Origin of the sequence: Pseudomonas sp. HMSC066A08 (genome assembly GCF_001813025.1) — a bacterium.
Lineage (GTDB): Bacteria > Pseudomonadota > Gammaproteobacteria > Pseudomonadales > Pseudomonadaceae > Pseudomonas > Pseudomonas aeruginosa.
The window spans coordinates 1-14,597 of the sequence record NZ_KV811376.1; the positions used below are offsets into that span (position 1 = coordinate 1).

Annotated in this window: 12 protein-coding genes; 3 read left to right on the forward strand and 9 right to left on the reverse strand. The window is 68.2% G+C overall.

From position 1 onward, the window contains the following. On the reverse strand, positions 1 to 121 hold a 121-nt coding region (locus tag HMPREF2886_RS30665), incomplete at its 3' end, for a PhzA/PhzB family protein (protein WP_218189077.1). 696 nt (positions 122 to 817) lie between these two features. Here HMPREF2886_RS30665 and phzM point away from each other — a divergent pair. Then, entirely contained in the window at positions 818 to 1,822 is a 1,005-nt protein-coding gene (gene phzM / locus HMPREF2886_RS30670) for a phenazine-1-carboxylate N-methyltransferase PhzM (RefSeq protein WP_033977414.1), read from the forward strand. Positions 1,823 to 1,832: 10 nt separating this feature from the next. Here phzM and opmD read toward each other — a convergent pair whose 3' ends face one another. The 6 genes from opmD to nmoR all read right to left on the reverse strand — a co-directional run bounded on the left by opmD (position 1,833) and on the right by nmoR (position 10,733). Continuing rightward, a complete protein-coding gene (opmD, locus tag HMPREF2886_RS30675; RefSeq protein ID WP_033968364.1) occupies positions 1,833 to 3,296 on the reverse strand; it encodes a multidrug efflux transporter outer membrane subunit OpmD in 1,464 nt (487 codons plus the stop codon). Next, complete coding sequence (mexI, locus tag HMPREF2886_RS30680; RefSeq protein WP_003114727.1) at positions 3,293 to 6,382, reverse strand: multidrug efflux RND transporter permease MexI; 3,090 nt, start codon at positions 6,380 to 6,382, stop codon at positions 3,293 to 3,295. Before mexI ends, opmD begins: the two co-directional genes overlap by 4 nt. Before the next feature lie 12 nt (positions 6,383 to 6,394). Continuing rightward, complete coding sequence (mexH, locus tag HMPREF2886_RS30685; RefSeq protein ID WP_070749020.1) at positions 6,395 to 7,507, reverse strand: multidrug efflux RND transporter periplasmic adaptor MexH; 1,113 nt, start codon at positions 7,505 to 7,507, stop codon at positions 6,395 to 6,397. Between the two features lie 7 nt (positions 7,508 to 7,514). Further along, positions 7,515 to 7,961 carry a multidrug efflux RND transporter inhibitory subunit MexG gene (gene mexG, locus HMPREF2886_RS30690; protein WP_033968360.1) on the reverse strand — a complete coding sequence of 149 codons (447 nt, stop codon included), beginning with the start codon at positions 7,959 to 7,961 and terminating at the stop codon, positions 7,515 to 7,517. A 671-nt stretch (positions 7,962 to 8,632) separates the two neighbouring features. Beyond that, positions 8,633 to 9,799: a gluconolactonase PpgL gene (gene ppgL, locus HMPREF2886_RS30695; protein WP_033977415.1), complete on the reverse strand. Its 1,167-nt coding sequence runs from the start codon at positions 9,797 to 9,799 to the stop codon at positions 8,633 to 8,635. Between the two features lie 79 nt (positions 9,800 to 9,878). Continuing rightward, a complete protein-coding gene (gene nmoR, locus HMPREF2886_RS30700) occupies positions 9,879 to 10,733 on the reverse strand; it encodes a LysR family transcriptional regulator NmoR (protein ID WP_033968356.1) in 855 nt (284 codons plus the stop codon). Between the two features lie 107 nt (positions 10,734 to 10,840). Here nmoR and nmoA point away from each other — a divergent pair, with 107 nt between their 5' ends. Both nmoA and HMPREF2886_RS30710 read left to right on the forward strand, forming a co-directional pair. After that, on the forward strand, positions 10,841 to 11,896 hold the full coding sequence (nmoA, locus tag HMPREF2886_RS30705) for a nitronate monooxygenase (RefSeq protein WP_033977417.1): 1,056 nt from the start codon (positions 10,841 to 10,843) through the stop codon (positions 11,894 to 11,896). Positions 11,897 to 11,991: 95 nt separating this feature from the next. Then, positions 11,992 to 13,032 carry a D-alanine--D-alanine ligase gene (locus HMPREF2886_RS30710; RefSeq protein ID WP_070749022.1) on the forward strand — a complete coding sequence of 347 codons (1,041 nt, stop codon included), beginning with the start codon at positions 11,992 to 11,994 and terminating at the stop codon, positions 13,030 to 13,032. A 39-nt stretch (positions 13,033 to 13,071) separates the two neighbouring features. Here the strand turns inward: HMPREF2886_RS30710 and HMPREF2886_RS30715 are convergent, their stop codons facing one another. Together HMPREF2886_RS30715 and HMPREF2886_RS30720 are read right to left on the reverse strand one after the other, a co-directional pair. Next, positions 13,072 to 13,938, reverse strand: coding sequence for an MBL fold metallo-hydrolase (locus HMPREF2886_RS30715; protein WP_070749024.1), 867 nt, complete (start codon positions 13,936 to 13,938; stop codon positions 13,072 to 13,074). 199 nt (positions 13,939 to 14,137) lie between these two features. Then, positions 14,138 to 14,597, reverse strand: a 460-nt coding sequence (locus HMPREF2886_RS30720) for an acyl-CoA dehydrogenase C-terminal domain-containing protein (protein ID WP_177344472.1), incomplete at its 5' end; no start/stop codon positions are given.

Consider the following 14,597-nt stretch of genomic DNA (forward strand, 5'->3'; position numbering starts at 1 on the left):
GGCTGTGCCGCTGCAACCGTTCGGCCCCCTTCATTGCCATGTAGCGCTCCACCGTGGCGCGATTCAGGCGCCGCAGACGCTCGATGTCGTGGGGTGTTTCCCTGTGCCGCTGACCGCTCATGCGCCGCCTCCGAGAGGGCTCTCCAGGTATGCCGGAGAAACTTTTTCCTCGCGGCATCGGTTATTCGCTGGCGCGCAGGAGTTCGTCGCTCGGTAAGGGAGCGATATTCGCTGGGCGCATTGTTTATAGGTAGGATGAAATTTCGCGTTACATATGTTCGCCTGGCGTTTCCAATTTTCGAAAGGCAATAGGAGTTTCATCCCGGGTTTCTTTTGGAAACCTGTCGGTAATGGATTCGCAATGCTTTCGTTAAGGTGCGACAGACGAGGTCGCGAAGACTTTCAGCGTCATTCCGTGAAGTGTTTCAAATAGCCAGCATCCCTGGTTGCTGATGTGGATTGCATAAAACACAGAACGCTCGTACCGGCTCAACTACAAGATCTGGTAGGTGCCAGACAGGGTATGCGGGATTGCTAAGCTGATGCTTCCTGCAATGCCGGAGGTTGTAGCCAAGTTGTAATTTTATTCTTTCGGTGCGCAGGAAAAGGCTCTGGAACGGGCAGTTGGAAAGTTCCAGGGTTGTTTCCGCAACGAGATCCAGGCAGCGCTGATCCGGGGGATGAGCGCATTTTTTCTCAAAGTTCCGAATGAACCGGGGTGTTCTGCGGTATTTCTCGCCGAGCGGGCAAGAAGTGCGAAATAGAGCGCTTGGGTACTTCTCGGGTTACGGAAATGTGTAACGAGAGAGAATAAAAGATGAATAATTCGAATCTTGCTGCTGCGCGTAATTTGATACAAGTTGTTACCGGGGAATGGAAGTCCCGTTGCGTCTACGTCGCTACGCGCCTCGGGCTGGCCGATCTGATCGAGAGCGGGATCGACAGCGACGAGACGCTGGCCGCCGCGGTCGGTTCCGATGCCGAGCGCATCCATCGACTGATGCGCCTGCTGGTGGCCTTCGAGATCTTCCAGGGCGATACCCGCGACGGCTACGCCAATACCCCCACCAGCCACCTGCTGAGGGATGTCGAGGGCTCCTTCCGCGACATGGTGCTGTTCTACGGCGAGGAGTTCCACGCCGCCTGGACGCCCGCCTGCGAGGCCCTGCTCAGCGGTACCCCAGGCTTCGAGCTGGCGTTCGGCGAAGACTTCTACAGCTACCTGAAGCGCTGCCCGGATGCCGGCCGGCGCTTCCTGCTGGCGATGAAGGCGAGCAACCTGGCCTTCCACGAGATCCCCAGGCTCCTGGATTTCCGCGGGCGTAGCTTCGTCGACGTCGGTGGCGGTTCCGGCGAATTGACCAAGGCCATCCTGCAGGCCGAGCCCAGCGCCCGGGGCGTGATGCTCGACCGCGAGGGTTCCCTCGGCGTGGCCCGCGACAACCTCTCCAGCCTGTTGGCAGGGGAGCGCGTCAGCCTGGTGGGCGGCGACATGCTGCAAGAGGTGCCGTCCAACGGCGATATCTACCTGCTGTCGCGGATCATCGGCGACCTGGACGAAGCCGCCAGCCTGAGGTTGCTCGGCAATTGCCGCGAGGCGATGGCCGGCGACGGCCGGGTGGTGGTGATCGAGCGGACCATCTCGGCCAGCGAGCCATCGCCGATGTCGGTGCTCTGGGACGTGCACCTGTTCATGGCCTGCGCTGGCCGCCACCGCACCACCGAGGAGGTGGTCGACCTGCTCGGGCGCGGCGGCTTCGCGGTGGAGCGGATCGTCGAGCTGCCGATGGAAACCCGCATGATCGTCGCTGCCAGGGCCTGAATCGGAACTCTCAGCGGTTGGCCCCGACGCTTTCGCCGGCGGCCAGTTGGCCGGCGCCCGGCGCGAGGTCGCCGCTGCCCCAGCCGAGCGCCTTGTAGAGCGCGATGACGTTGACGAACGAGGCGGTCTCCGCCTGCGCCAGTTCCTCGCGGATCTGGTACAGCGCGCGCTGGTTCTCCAGCACCGCCAGGTAGCTGCCGGCGCCGGCGCGGTAGCGTTCGTTGGCGATCTCCAGGGCGTTCGCGCCATGGGTCGCGGACTGGAACAGGGCGACCAGCCGACGCTGGTGTTCGGCCAGTTGGTTGAGCGCGTTGCCGACGTCCTCCTGGGCCAGCAGCAGGGAGCGCTGGTAGCGCGCCAGCGCGGCGTCGGACTGCGCTTCGACGGCGCGCAGGCGGGCCCGCACGTTGCCCAGGCGGAACGCCGGCCAACTGACGCTGGGCGCCAGTTCGAAGGCGCGCGAGGCGCTGCCGAGGTCGCCGCTGCGCAGGGCGAAGAAACCGATGAAGCCGCCGAGGTCGAGGCGCGGATAGAGTTCGGCGGTGGCCGCGCCGACGTCTTCGGTGCTCGCTGCCAGTTGCCGCTCGGCGCTGACTACGTCGGGGCGCTGGAGGATCAGGCGGTCGACGTCGCCCAGCGGCAGGTTCTTCGCCAATGGCGCGGCGCCGCTGCCGTCGAGGATCGGCGCGCCGCTGCCCGGTGCCTCGCCGCGCAGCACGTCGAGGCGGTAGCGGGCGCCCTCCAGCGCGGTCGTCAGTGGCGGAATCGCCGCTTCGCTGCGCAGCAGGTTGGCCTGGGCGTTCTCCACGTCCTCCGGCAGGCCGCTGCCCAGTTGCAGGCTGCTGCGGGTCAGCTCCAGGGTGTCGCGCCAACTGCGCACCTGGGCGCGCGCCACGTCCAGCCGGCGCTGGTAGCCCTGGATCTCGAAGTAGGCACGGGCGGTGTCGGCGGCGATGCTCAGGCGTACCAGCCGGAGGTCGGCGTCGGCCGCTTCGGCGCGGGCCAGGGCGGCGTCGGAAAGTCGGCCGAGGCGGCCGAACAGGTCGATTTCCCACTGCGCGTCGAAGCCGGCGCGGTAGCTCTCCGCCAGGCGCCGGCGCGGCTCGCCGTCGTAGTCCAGCTGTTGTTCGATGCTGCGGCTGTAGCCGGCCTGGCTGGTGACCTGCGGCAACTGGTCGAGCCAGCGGTCGTCGAACAGCGCGCGGGCGCTGCGCAGGTTGGCGCGGGCCTCGCGGATGTCGTGGTTGCGCGCCAGCGCCTGGTCGATCAGGCGCACCAGCTGCGGATCGTCGAAGAAGCTCCACCAGGGCGCTTCCCGCCGCTCGCCGGAGAACTCGCCGAGGTGCTCGCTGGCGACGCGTGGTGGCGGCGACTGCGGACGCTGGTAGTCGGGGCCGACGCTGCAGGCGGCCAGGCCGGTGCCGACCGCCAGGGCCAGCGCCAGGCGCGAAAGGTTCGGGTAGGAGCGCTTCATGCCTTGTTCACCAGCAGATCGGCCTCGGCCAGTTGCCGGCTGCGCGGGCTCTTGTCGACTTCCGCGTGGTTGCGCGCCAGCAGGGTATAGACGGTGGGTAGCACGAACAGGGTGAAGAGCGTGCCGACCAGCATCCCGGAGACGATCACCACGCCCAGGCCGAAGCGGCTGGCGGCGCCGGCACCGCTGGCGAAGAGCAGCGGCACCAGGCCGAAGACCATTGCCGCGGTGGTCATCAGCACCGGCCGCAGGCGGATCTGCGCGGCGCGCAGGATCGCCGCGCGGCGGTCGAGGCGCTCGTGGAGTTGCAGTTCGTTGGCGAACTCGACCATGAGGATGCCGTGCTTGCTGATCAGGCCGATCAGGGTGACCAGGCCGATCTGCGTATAGATGTTCATCGTCGCGTAGCCCAGCGCCAGCGGCAGTAGCGCGCCGCAGATCGACAGCGGCACGGTGATCAGGATGATCAGCGGGTCGGCCAGGCTCTCGTACTGTGCGGCGAGCACCAGGTAGATCACCACCAGGGCGGCGAGGAAGGCGAACACCAGGGTGTTGCCTTCCTGGGTGTATTGCCGCGAGTCGGACTGCCAGTCGTGGCTGAAGCCGGCCGGCAGGCCGCGCGCCACGTCGTCGAGGAAGGCCACCGCCTGGCCCATGGAGACGCCGGGCGCGGGGATCGCCTGGAGGGTCGCGGCGTTCTGCTGGTCGAACTGGATCAGCTTGTTCGGCTCGACCTGAAGCGCCACCCGGACCACCGTCGACAGCGGCACCAGGTTGCCGTCCTGGGTGCGCACGAACTGTCGTGCCAGCGCTTGCGGAGTGAAACGCTGGTCGCGCAGGCTCTGCGGGATCACGTCGTAGGAGCGGCCTTCCATGCCGAAGCGGTTGACGTAGTTCTCGCCCACCAGCACCGCCAGCGACTCGCCGATGTCCTGCATGCGGATGCCCAGGCTGTTGGCCTTGGCGCGGTCGATGCGGACCTGGACCACCGGGTTGTTGTAGTCGAGGTCGCTGTCGACCACCACGAACAGCCCGCTCTGTCGGGCCTTCTGCTTGATCTCTTCCATGGTCCGGTAGAGCACCGGATAGTCCTGCGGGCTGCGCAGCACCATCTGCACCGGCAGGCCGCCGGTGGAGCCGGGCAGGGCGGCCAACTGGAAGGCGAAGATGCTGCTGCCCTCGACGTCGCCGACCTTGCCTTGCAGCTCGGACTGGATCGCCGAGGCGTCGCGCTCGCGTTTTTCCCAGGCCGCCAGGTTGATCCCGCCGAAGCTCGCCGCCGGTCCGTCGGTGCCGTTGATGATCCAGGTGCTCACGGTTTCCGGGATGCTGGTGTAGACCTGGTCGAGCTTGCGCGCGAACAGTTCGACGTAGTCGAGGTTGGCGTGCTGCGGCGCCTTGATCGCGGTGAGCACCGCGGCCTGGTCCTCGGTCGGCGCCAGTTCGCGCTTGGGCATCGAATACAGCAGCGGCAGGCTGATGCACACCAGCAATGCGAGGCCGCCGGTCAGCCAGCGGTGGCCCAGGGAGAACTCCAGGACCTGCCCGTAGCGCCGCGTCAGGCCGCCGAAGAACCACTCGGCGGCGCGGCCCATGCGCCCCTCGTTCTGGTGTGCCTGGAGCAGCAGCGAACTCATCACCGGCGACAGGGTCAGCGCCACCACCCCGGACACGATCACCGCGCCCGCCAGGGTCAGGGCGAACTCGCGGAACAGCGCGCCGGTGAGGCCGCCCATCAGGCCGATGGGGGTGTACACGGCGGCCAGGGTGATGGTCATGGCGATCACCGGGCCGGCCACTTCGCGGGCGCCGATCAGCGCCGCCGCCACCGGCGACTTGCCTTCCTCGATGTGGCGGTGGACGTTCTCCACCACCACGATGGCGTCGTCCACCACCAGCCCGATGGCCAGCACCATCGCCAGCAGGGTCAGCAGGTTGACGCTGAAGCCGAAGGCCAGCATCAGCGCGGCGGCACCGAGCATCGACAGGGGAATGGTCGCCACCGGGATCAGCACGCTGCGCAGCGAGCCGAGGCAGAGGTAGATCACCAGCACCACGATCAGCAGCGCTTCCACCAGGGTCCGCACCACCTCGTCGATGGAGGCCTGGATGAAGCGCGAGGTCTCGTAGGCGAGGTCGACGCGGACATCCGGCGGCAGGGTCTTCTGGATCTCCGGCAGCAGCTTGCGGATGCCGTCGACGATCACCAGCGGGTTGCCGGTGGGCGTCGGGAACAACCCCAGGTGCACCGCCGGGTCGCCGTCCATCAGTGCGCTGGTCTCGGTGGCGGCGGCGCCCAGTTCGACGGTACCGACGTCGCGCAGGCGCACCAGGCCGTTGCCATCGTTGCGGATGACCATTTCGCGGAAGTCGTCGACGTTGGTCAGGTCGGTGTTGACCCGCACGTTGGACAGTACGTACTGCCCCTTCACCATCCCCGGCGCCGCCTGGTAGTTGTTGCGGCGGATCGCCTCGGCCACGTCGGAGGCGGTCAGGCCGCGCCCGGCGAGGCGGTCGGCGTCGAGCCAGAGGCGCATGGCCAGGCGCTGGCCGCCAAAGGTCTGGACCTTGGCCACGCCGTCGATGGAAGAGAACATCGGCTCGACCACCCGCGACAGGTAGTCGGTCAACGCCGGGATCGGCAGGGTCTTGCTGGAAAAGCCGACGTAGGCTACCGCGGTGGTCTCGCCGGAAGAGCGTTCGATCACCGAGTCGTAGGCACGCTCGGGCAGCTTGTAGCGCACCGAGTTGACCTTGGCCATGGTCTCGGTCATCGCCTGGGTCGAATCGCGGTTGAGCAGCATGCGGATGGTCACCACGCTACGCCCTTGCACCGAGGTCGAGGAAAGGTAGTCGATGCCCTCCACCGACGACACCGCCTGGGCGATCGGCTGGGTGACGAAGCCTTGCATGAGATCGGCGGAGGCGCCGGGGTACTCGGTGGTGACGGTGATGGTCGAGCTTTCCAGCAGCGGGTACTGGCGGATCGGCAGCTTGCCCAGGGAGAACAGGCCGAGCAGCAGGATCAGCGTGCTGACCACCAGCGCCAGCACCGGCCGGCGGACGAACAGGTCGGTAAAGGTCATCGCGGGGTTCCTTCAGCGGCCGGCGACCGGCACGGGGGGCGCGGCGCTGCTCAGGGTGTCTTCCTTGACCGGTTCCACGGCCATCCCGTCGCTCAGGTTGATCTGTCCGGAAGTCACTACCCGGTCGCCTTCGGCGAGGCCCTGGAGGATTTCCACGCGACCGTCCCAGCGCTCGCCGATCCGCACCGAGACGCGCTTGGCGCTGAGCGGCCGGTCGCCGTCCTGGTGGGCGACGAACACGGTGTCGCCGTAGGCGGTGTAGGTGACCGCGGTTTCCGGCACGCTCAGCGACGGCGCGTCGGCTTTGCGCGAGACCCGGATGCTGGCGAACATGCCGGCGGCGAGCAGGCCTTCGGGGTTGTCCAGCAAGGCCTGGACCTGCACCGTGCGCGACTTGCCGATCAGCGGGTCGATGGCGCTGATGCGCGCCGGGAAGCTGCGCCCCGGATAGGCGTCGACCAGGACCTCGAGGGGCTGGCCGAGCTTCAGCTCGGGGCTGGTGCTTTCGTCCAGGGAGAAATTGCTTTTCAGGGTCCGCGCATCCACCAGGCTGGCCACCGGCTCGGCGACGCCGAGGTACTGGCCGAGGGGTACGCGGCGGATCCCGAGCTGGCCGGAGAAGGGCGCGCGGATCGCCTTCTGGTCGATCAGCGCCTGGGTCTGGCGCACCGCGCCGAGCGCCATGTCGCGGGCGGCGACGGCATTGTCCAGCTGTTCCTGCGAGGCGACGTTGCGCTCTACCAGCTTGCGCGCACGGGCATGGAGGATCTCGGCATTGCGCAACTGCGCCTTGAGACGGATCAGCTCTGCCTGTTCCACCGCGTCGTTGAGTTGCACCAGCAATTGCCCCTGCTGCACCTGCTGGCCCGATTCGAAGGCGATGCGGGTGATCCGTCCTGCCGCTTCGGCGGCCACCTGGACCTGGCGACCGGCCTCCAGCTCGCCGACGCCATCGAAGACGCGCGGCACCACCCGCCGCTCCACCGAGGCGAGGGCGACCTTCACCGGCGGGTAGCCGGCGAAACCGCCGGCGTCTTTCTTCGCCGAGCCGGTGGCGTAGACGGCGATGCCGATAACCGCCGCGCAGAAGAGCGCGGCACTGGCGATCAGGACGGGTTTCTGCATGATCGCCTCAGGCCTTCTGGTAGGTGGTGGCCACGGAGACGTCCTGGCGCAGCCGCTGGCGTTGCGCGCTGGCGATGGCCGTGGCGATCAGGCCGCCGATCACCGCGATGTGCTCGAGGGCGAAGAACATCGCCAGCTTGGCTTCGACGCCGGTCTTGTTCCAGAAGGTGTGGACGATGAGGATGGTCAGCAGCAGGAACACCGCCAACGCCCCGGCGCCGAGCCATAGCTTGCGGTCCAGCAGGACCAGCGCGGAGCCGGCCAGCAGGGTTACGGCGGTGGCGCTGTTGAACAGCCAGGCCGGCTCCAGGCCGGCGGCGCGCATTTCCTCCAGGCTGGCCTGGTAGTCGAACAGCTTCGCCAGTCCCGAGGCGACGAACATCAGGGCCAGGCAGATCCGGGCGGTCAGCCAGAGCCAGTTGCTTTCGAGCGAGTTATCGATGAAGCGCTGCATGGGTCGTTCCTTGTGCTGGTCGCCATCCGGCGCCGCGAAGCGGCCGTGGGGGCGGTTCGTGGTCCTGGGGAAACGGGGCGGTGTGACCGCAGCGGGGACTATAGAACCTCAAGTTAAGTTGAGGTCAAGGGCGTCTGTGATTAGTGCTGTAGGCCTTGCTGGGCGTGGGTTGCAGGTGGATTCGTTGGCGTCGCGGGACGCTGGGATGAGGGGCTGACGATTGGTCGCGGGGCTATTGGGGAAGGGGCTGGGAAACGTTCTGGCGGGCCGTAGCTTGCGGGCCACCCGTCGCGACGGTTTCCCCTGGAGCGAGACGCCTTCGCGGCATCGCTGTCGCTCGACCCGCTGCGCGACGATTCGGCCTCCTGCCGAGGCGAGTTCGCTAGCCCATCGTCTGGAGGGCAAGCATGACAAACCTCCACATGGCGGATCCTGGTTCCGTAGGGCGAATAACCGCTTGCGGTTATCCGCCGGTTCTCCGGGACAGCGGCGGATAACGCCCATGGCGTTATTCGCCCTACAGGACCTGCCGTATGTGGGCGGAAGCTCCATGCCTGTGGGCCTTGGAGCCAGGGCGGGCTTCGGGTCTGGCTCCGCAGTGCGGATGACCGCTTAGCGCCGATCCGCGGGCCCAGCGGCGTTATCCGCCCTACGGATGGCCGAGCGCAAGGTCATGGCACCGCCACGAAGCGCAGATCGCTCGGCGACCCCACCTCGACGCTTTGCAGCGTCTTGCCCACCTGGCCGCTCTGTGGATCGCGGGCGAACACCCGCAACTGGTCGCTGTTCTGGTTGGCCACGAGGACGAAGCGCCCGCCGGGCGAGAAGGCGAATTCGCGCGGCTCGGTGCCTTCCACCGAGCGCCGTTCGACGAAACGCAACTGGCCGCTGGCCGGGTCGACGGCGAAGGTCACCAGTTGGTTGTCGTCGCCGCGATTGAGCACGCCGAGGAAGCGGCCGTCGGCGGACAGATGCAGGGCGCCGGCACCGACCTTGCCCTGGAAGCCGGCAGGCGCCAGGTCGTGGGTCTGCAACTGGCGCAGGCGGCCATTACCCTCATGGGCGAACACCATCACCTGGCCGCTCAGTTCCAGGGTCAGGTAGGCGAAACGACCGTCGGCGCTGAAGATCAGATGGCGCGGGCCGCTGCCGGGCGGGGTCGGGACGAATGCCGGATCGGCCGTCTGCAGCGGACGTTCGGCCTGTTCCGGGGCGTAGCGGTAGACGAATACCTTGTCGGCGCCGAGGTCGGGGGCGAACAGGTACTGGCCGTCGGGCGAGGACACCACCGAGTGCACATGACCGGAAGCCTGGCGCGGATGCACCTTGCTGGCCTGGTGCGACTCCACCTGCACCACCGGCGCCAGCGAGCCGTCCGCGCGCACCGGCAGTACCGCCACCGAGCCTTCCGGCTGTACCGAGTAGTTGGCGACGAACAGGTAGCGACCGTCGTGGCTGAGGCTGCTGTAGGTCGGATGATCGCCGAGGGTCTGGACCTGGCTGATCTGTTGCAGGCGGCCGCTGATCGGATCGAAACGGTAGGACGTGGCGCGACCGATGGTATCGCCCTTGCCGCCCCGTCCGTTCTCGTTGACCACGAACAGAGTGCGTTGGTCCGGGGCGAAGGTCAGGTACGAGGGGTTGCTGGTATGGGCCACGCGCAGCGGGCCTTTCACCGAGCCGTCGGCGCCGTCGAAGCGGTATACCTGGATGCCCTCGCTGGAGCCTTCGGTGTAGGTCCCCACCAGCAGGTTGTAGAGGCTGGCGGCCTGGGCCTGGGGCGCCACGCCGGTGAGCGGCGCGAGGGCCAGCAGGCAGAGGGTGGGCAGTCTTCTCATGGGCAACTCCTTGGCTCGCTATTGTTCTGATGGCTCGGGGTTGGACCGGAGCCAGGCCGTTGGGTTCGCCCCTGGGCGCTCAGTCGCCGGCCTGGCCCAGCAGGCCGCGCCAGCGTTCGAAGGCGGCGGTCGCGTAACCTTCGCGCCAGACCAGCCAGGTGTCTACTTCGGCAAGGGGCAGACTGCGCAGCGGCGGCGTGCCGAGCAGTTGCAGCACCGAGCGCGGCAGCACGCCGACACAGGCGCCGGCGGCGACGCAGGCGAGGATCGCATGGTAGGAGCCGACTTCCTGCACCGTCAGCGGCGTGCCCAGGCTGTCCTCGGCCAGTTGCCGGTAGGTGCAGCCACGGGCGAAGCCGGCCAGCGTGCGCAGGCGCACCTCGGCGACGTCGTGGACCGGCGGGTGTTCGGCCGGCAGGATCATCAGCAGTTCCTCGCGGAACAGCGGCTCGCCGCGCAGGCCGCTGCCGTCGAGTTCGCCGGCCCAGCCCGGGCCGGCGGCCACCAGCGCGCAGTCCAGGCGCCGCGCGCGCACTCCATCGAACAACGCGCGACTGGTGCCGGTGGAGACTTCCAGGGCGACCCGCGGACAGGCCTTGTGATAGGTCGCCAGCAGCGCCGGCAGGCGGCTGGCCGCGGTGCTTTCCATGCTGCCCAGGCGCAGGTGCCCGCCGGGCTCGGCGGGATGCATCGACTGGCGCGCCTCGTCGGCGAGAGCCAGCAGCTGCTCGGCGTAGGCGAGGAATTCGCTGCCGCGTTCGGTCAGGCTCATGCGCTTGCCGTCGCGCAGGAACAGTTCGACGCCCAGGTCCTCCTCGAGCTGGCGGATCCGCGTGGTGACGTTCGACTGCGCTCGCTGCAACTGCTGCGCGGCGCGGGTGACGCTGGCTTCGCGGGCGACCGCGCGGAAGATTTCGAGGGAGGAAAGGTCCATCGATTTATCTCTTTATAAGAATGATTTGTTAAAAATATTCTTTTATGAAGATATATTGGTCAAGCGTCGGCCGACGCGGTGTCGTCCGACCGGGAGAGGGAATCGCCATGACTGACCGCTTCACGCGCCTGCTCGGCATCCAGCAGCCGATCATCCAGGCACCCATGCTCGGCGTCTCCACGCCGGCGCTGGCCGCCGCCGTATCGAACGCCGGCGGGCTCGGTTCGATCGCCATTACCGGTAGCGCCGCCGAGAAGGGGCGGGCGCTGATCCGCGAGGTGCGCGGGCTGACCGACCAGCCGTTCAACGTCAATCTGTTCTGCCACCGCCCGGCTCAGGCCGACCCGGCCCGCGAGCGCGCCTGGCTGGACTACCTGAAGCCGCTGTTCGCCGAGTTCGGCGCCGAGCCGCCGACGCGGCTGAAGAACATCTACCTGAGTTTCCTCGAAGACCCGACCCTGTTGCCGATGCTGCTGGAAGAGCGGCCGGCGGCGGTCAGCTTCCATTTCGGCGCGCCGCCCCGCGACCAGGTTCGCGCGTTGCAGGCGGCGGGCATCCGCGTACTGGTCAGCGCCACCACGCCGGAGGAAGCGGCCCTGGTGGAGGCCGCCGGCGCCGATGCGGTGGTCGCCCAGGGCATCGAGGCCGGTGGCCATCGCGGGGTGTTCGAGCCGGAGCGCGGCGACGCCGCCATCGGCACCCTGGCGCTGGTCCGCCTGCTGGCGGCGCGCGGTTCGCTACCGGTGGTCGCTGCCGGCGGGATCATGGACGGACGGGGCATCCGCGCCGCCCTGGAGCTGGGCGCGAGCGCCGTGCAGATGGGCACCGCCTTCGTCCTCTGTCCGGAGTCCTCGGCCAACGCCGCCTACCGCGAGGCGCTGAAGGGGCCGCGCGCGGCGCGCACCGCGCTGACCGTGACCATGTCCGGGCGCAGCGCTCGCGGCCTGCCCAACCGGATGTTCTTCGATGCCGCCGCGCCTGGAGTGCCGCCCTTGCCGGACTATCCGTTCGTCTACGACGCGACCAAGGCGTTGCAGACCGCCGCTCTGGCTCGCGGCAACCATGATTTCGCCGCCCAGTGGGCCGGCCAGGGCGCGGCGCTGGCGCGGGAGCTGCCGGCCGCCGAACTGCTGCGCACGCTGGTCGAGGAACTGGGCGGCTGAGGGAGGTCGTTCGCTGCGCGCGACGATGACTGTCTCTGTTCAGTTACCCCTGTGTTGTGCTTTTCTGCCTCCAGCACTGGAACTACAGGTGGAACATGGGACAGGACAAGTTGAAGGTCGCCGTTCTCTTCGGCGGCAGCAGTGAGGAGCGGGACGTCTCCATCGCCAGCGGCGCGCAGGTGATCCAGGCGTTGCGCAGCGCCGGCCACCAGGTGCTGGCGGTGGATACCGCCAGCGGCCTGCTCGGCGCGGAGGAAGAGCGTCGCCTGCTGGCGAGCAAGGTCAAGGAGGTCCCGCCGGACTCCGACTCGCTGGCGATCATCCGCAGCGGCAAGCAGAGCCTGCTGAGCGCCGGCGAACTGGCCGGGGTCGACGTGTTCTTCCTCGCCCTGCACGGCGGCACCGGCGAGGACGGCACCCTGCAGGCGCTGCTGGATGCCGGTGGTTTCGCCTATACCGGCAGCGGCCACCTGGCCAGCGCCATGGCGATGGACAAGGACGTGGCCAAGCGCCTGTTCCTCGCCGCCGGGGTGGAGACCGCCAGTTGGCTGATGGCGCCGGCCTCGGAAGAGGCGGTACGCGAGCAACTGGGCTTCCCCCTGGTGGTCAAGCCGAACAGCCAGGGCTCCACCGTGGGGCTGTCCATCGTGCATTCCCAGGCCGAATTGCAGCCGGCCATCGAGCTGGCCGGGCGCTATGGCGACGAGGTGATGCTGGAGCGCTTCGTCGCCGGCCGCGAGGTCACCGTCGGGGTGCTCGACGACCAGGCGCTGCCGGTGGGCGAGATTCTCCTCGGCGGCCAGGAGGTCTTCGACTACGAGCACAAGTACCAGACCGGCGCGGTGCGCGAGGTGTTTCCCGCCGACCTGCCGCCGGCGATCGCCGCCGAGGCCCAGCGTCTGGCGCTGAAGGTACACCGGGCGCTGAAGCTGAGCGGCTACAGCCGCACCGACTTCCGCCTCGACGAACAGGGCCGGCTCTGGTGCCTGGAGGTCAATACCCTGCCGGGAATGACCGCCACCAGCCTGCTGCCGCAGGCCGCGGCGGCGGCCGGGATCGGTTTCGCCGAACTCTGCGAGCGGATCTGCCGGCTCGGCATCGAGCGCTGCAAGGGCGCGCGCAAGGCGCGTTCCTGATTCCCGCGGCCCGCCGCCGGGGCGGGCCGCGCCTTTCGCTCAGGCCTCGAGGTTCTCGACCCGCTCGAGGGTGTCGTAGAGGCTGTAGCGCTCCTGTTCGTCACGTCGCACCCGGCCCATGGCGACGCTCGGATCATGGGTGAAGACCAGTCGGCCGTTACGGGCGATGAGGCTGTCCAGCAGGCGTTCCTTTTCCTCGATCAGGCCTTCCGGGAAGCGGTCGTAGCCCATGGTCAGCGGCAGGTGTACCCAGGGTGCGCCGGGGATCAGGTCGCCGCTGAATACCACCGGGCCGTCGGGCATGGCGATCTCCGGGAGCATCTGGCCCGGGGTATGGCCTTCGCTGAAATGGAAACGCCAGCCCTCGCCCAGATGCGCCGAACGCTCGCCGTCGTCGAGCAGCTCCAGGCGTCCGCTGGCCTGCAGCAGGTCGAGCAGTTCCGGCACGAACGAGGCACGGTCGCGCGGGTGTGGCTGGCGCGCGCGCTGCCAGTGGCGGCGGCCGCTGACGAAATGCGCGTTGGGGAACAGCAGGCGCGCCGGCTGGCCTTCTTCCCAGGCGGCGAGCAGGCCGCCGGCGTGGTCGAAGTGCAGGTGGGTGAGCAGCACCACGTCGATGTCGGCGTCGGCCAGGTCGACCGCGGCGAGGCTGTCGAGCAGTACGTGGCGCTCTTCCTGGACGCCATAGCGCTGGCGCAGGGCGGGCGGGAAGAACGCGCCGATGCCGGTCTCCACCAGTACGTTGCGCTCGCCGTCGCGCACCAGCAGCGCACGGCAGCCTAGGTCGATGCGGTTCTCCGCATCGGGCTGCATCCAGCGTGACCAGAGCGCGCGCGGGGCATTGCCGAACATGGCGCCGCCGTCGAGTTTCTGGCTGTTGCCGAGGAGGGTGGTGAGGGTTCGCATGGATATGTCCTTGTTCTTGGTCTAGCGAATAACCGGCGGTTGCGTCGTTTTTCAAGAATGCCTTCCCGGGCATCGTAGGGCGGCTAACCGCTTCGCGGTTATCCGCCGTTATCGCGGGCTGTCGGCGGACAGCGCGTTGCATGCTGTCCCGGAAAAAACACGCGGCCCACGGGCCGCGCGTCAACGCTCGACGGAAGCGTCAGAACTGTTCCGCCTCCAGGCCGTACAGGCTTTCGCTGCCGGCTTCGACGGCGGCGGCGAGGGAGTGCACGCGGGGCAGGATGCGGGCGAAGTAGAAGCGCGCGGTGGCCAGCTTGCCGTCGTGGAACACCGGGTCGGCCTCGCGCTGGCGCAGCGCGGCGGCGGCCATGCGCGCCCAGAGGTAGGCGTAGGCGGTATAGCCGAACAGATGCAGGTATTCCACCGAGGCTGCGCCGATCTCGCGCGGGTCGTTGCCGGCGCGGGCGACGATGCCCTGGGTGAGGTTGTCCAGCAGGTCCACGGCGGTCAGTAGCGGGGTGACGAATTCCGCCAGTTCGGCGTTGGCGCCGGCGGCGAAGGCTCGCACCTCGCGGCTGAAGATGGAGAGGAACAGCCCGCCGTTGGCGACCACCTTGCGGCCCATCAGGTCGAGCGCCTGGATGCCGTTGGTGCCTTCG

Excerpts from the sequence above, each read along its gene's own strand:
- phzM (WP_033977414.1), top strand. The coding sequence starts at position 818 with ATGAATAATTCGAATCTTGCTGCTGCGCGTAATTTGATACAAGTTGTT.
- opmD (WP_033968364.1), bottom strand. The coding sequence starts at position 3,296 with ATGAAGCGCTCCTACCCGAACCTTTCGCGCCTGGCGCTGGCCCTGGCG.
- mexI (WP_003114727.1), bottom strand. The coding sequence starts at position 6,382 with ATGACCTTTACCGACCTGTTCGTCCGCCGGCCGGTGCTGGCGCTGGTG.
- mexH (WP_070749020.1), bottom strand. The coding sequence starts at position 7,507 with ATGCAGAAACCCGTCCTGATCGCCAGTGCCGCGCTCTTCTGCGCGGCG.
- mexG (WP_033968360.1), bottom strand. The coding sequence starts at position 7,961 with ATGCAGCGCTTCATCGATAACTCGCTCGAAAGCAACTGGCTCTGGCTG.
- ppgL (WP_033977415.1), bottom strand. The coding sequence starts at position 9,799 with ATGAGAAGACTGCCCACCCTCTGCCTGCTGGCCCTCGCGCCGCTCACC.
- nmoR (WP_033968356.1), bottom strand. The coding sequence starts at position 10,733 with ATGGACCTTTCCTCCCTCGAAATCTTCCGCGCGGTCGCCCGCGAAGCC.
- nmoA (WP_033977417.1), top strand. The coding sequence starts at position 10,841 with ATGACTGACCGCTTCACGCGCCTGCTCGGCATCCAGCAGCCGATCATC.
- HMPREF2886_RS30710 (WP_070749022.1), top strand. The coding sequence starts at position 11,992 with ATGGGACAGGACAAGTTGAAGGTCGCCGTTCTCTTCGGCGGCAGCAGT.
- HMPREF2886_RS30715 (WP_070749024.1), bottom strand. The coding sequence starts at position 13,938 with ATGCGAACCCTCACCACCCTCCTCGGCAACAGCCAGAAACTCGACGGC.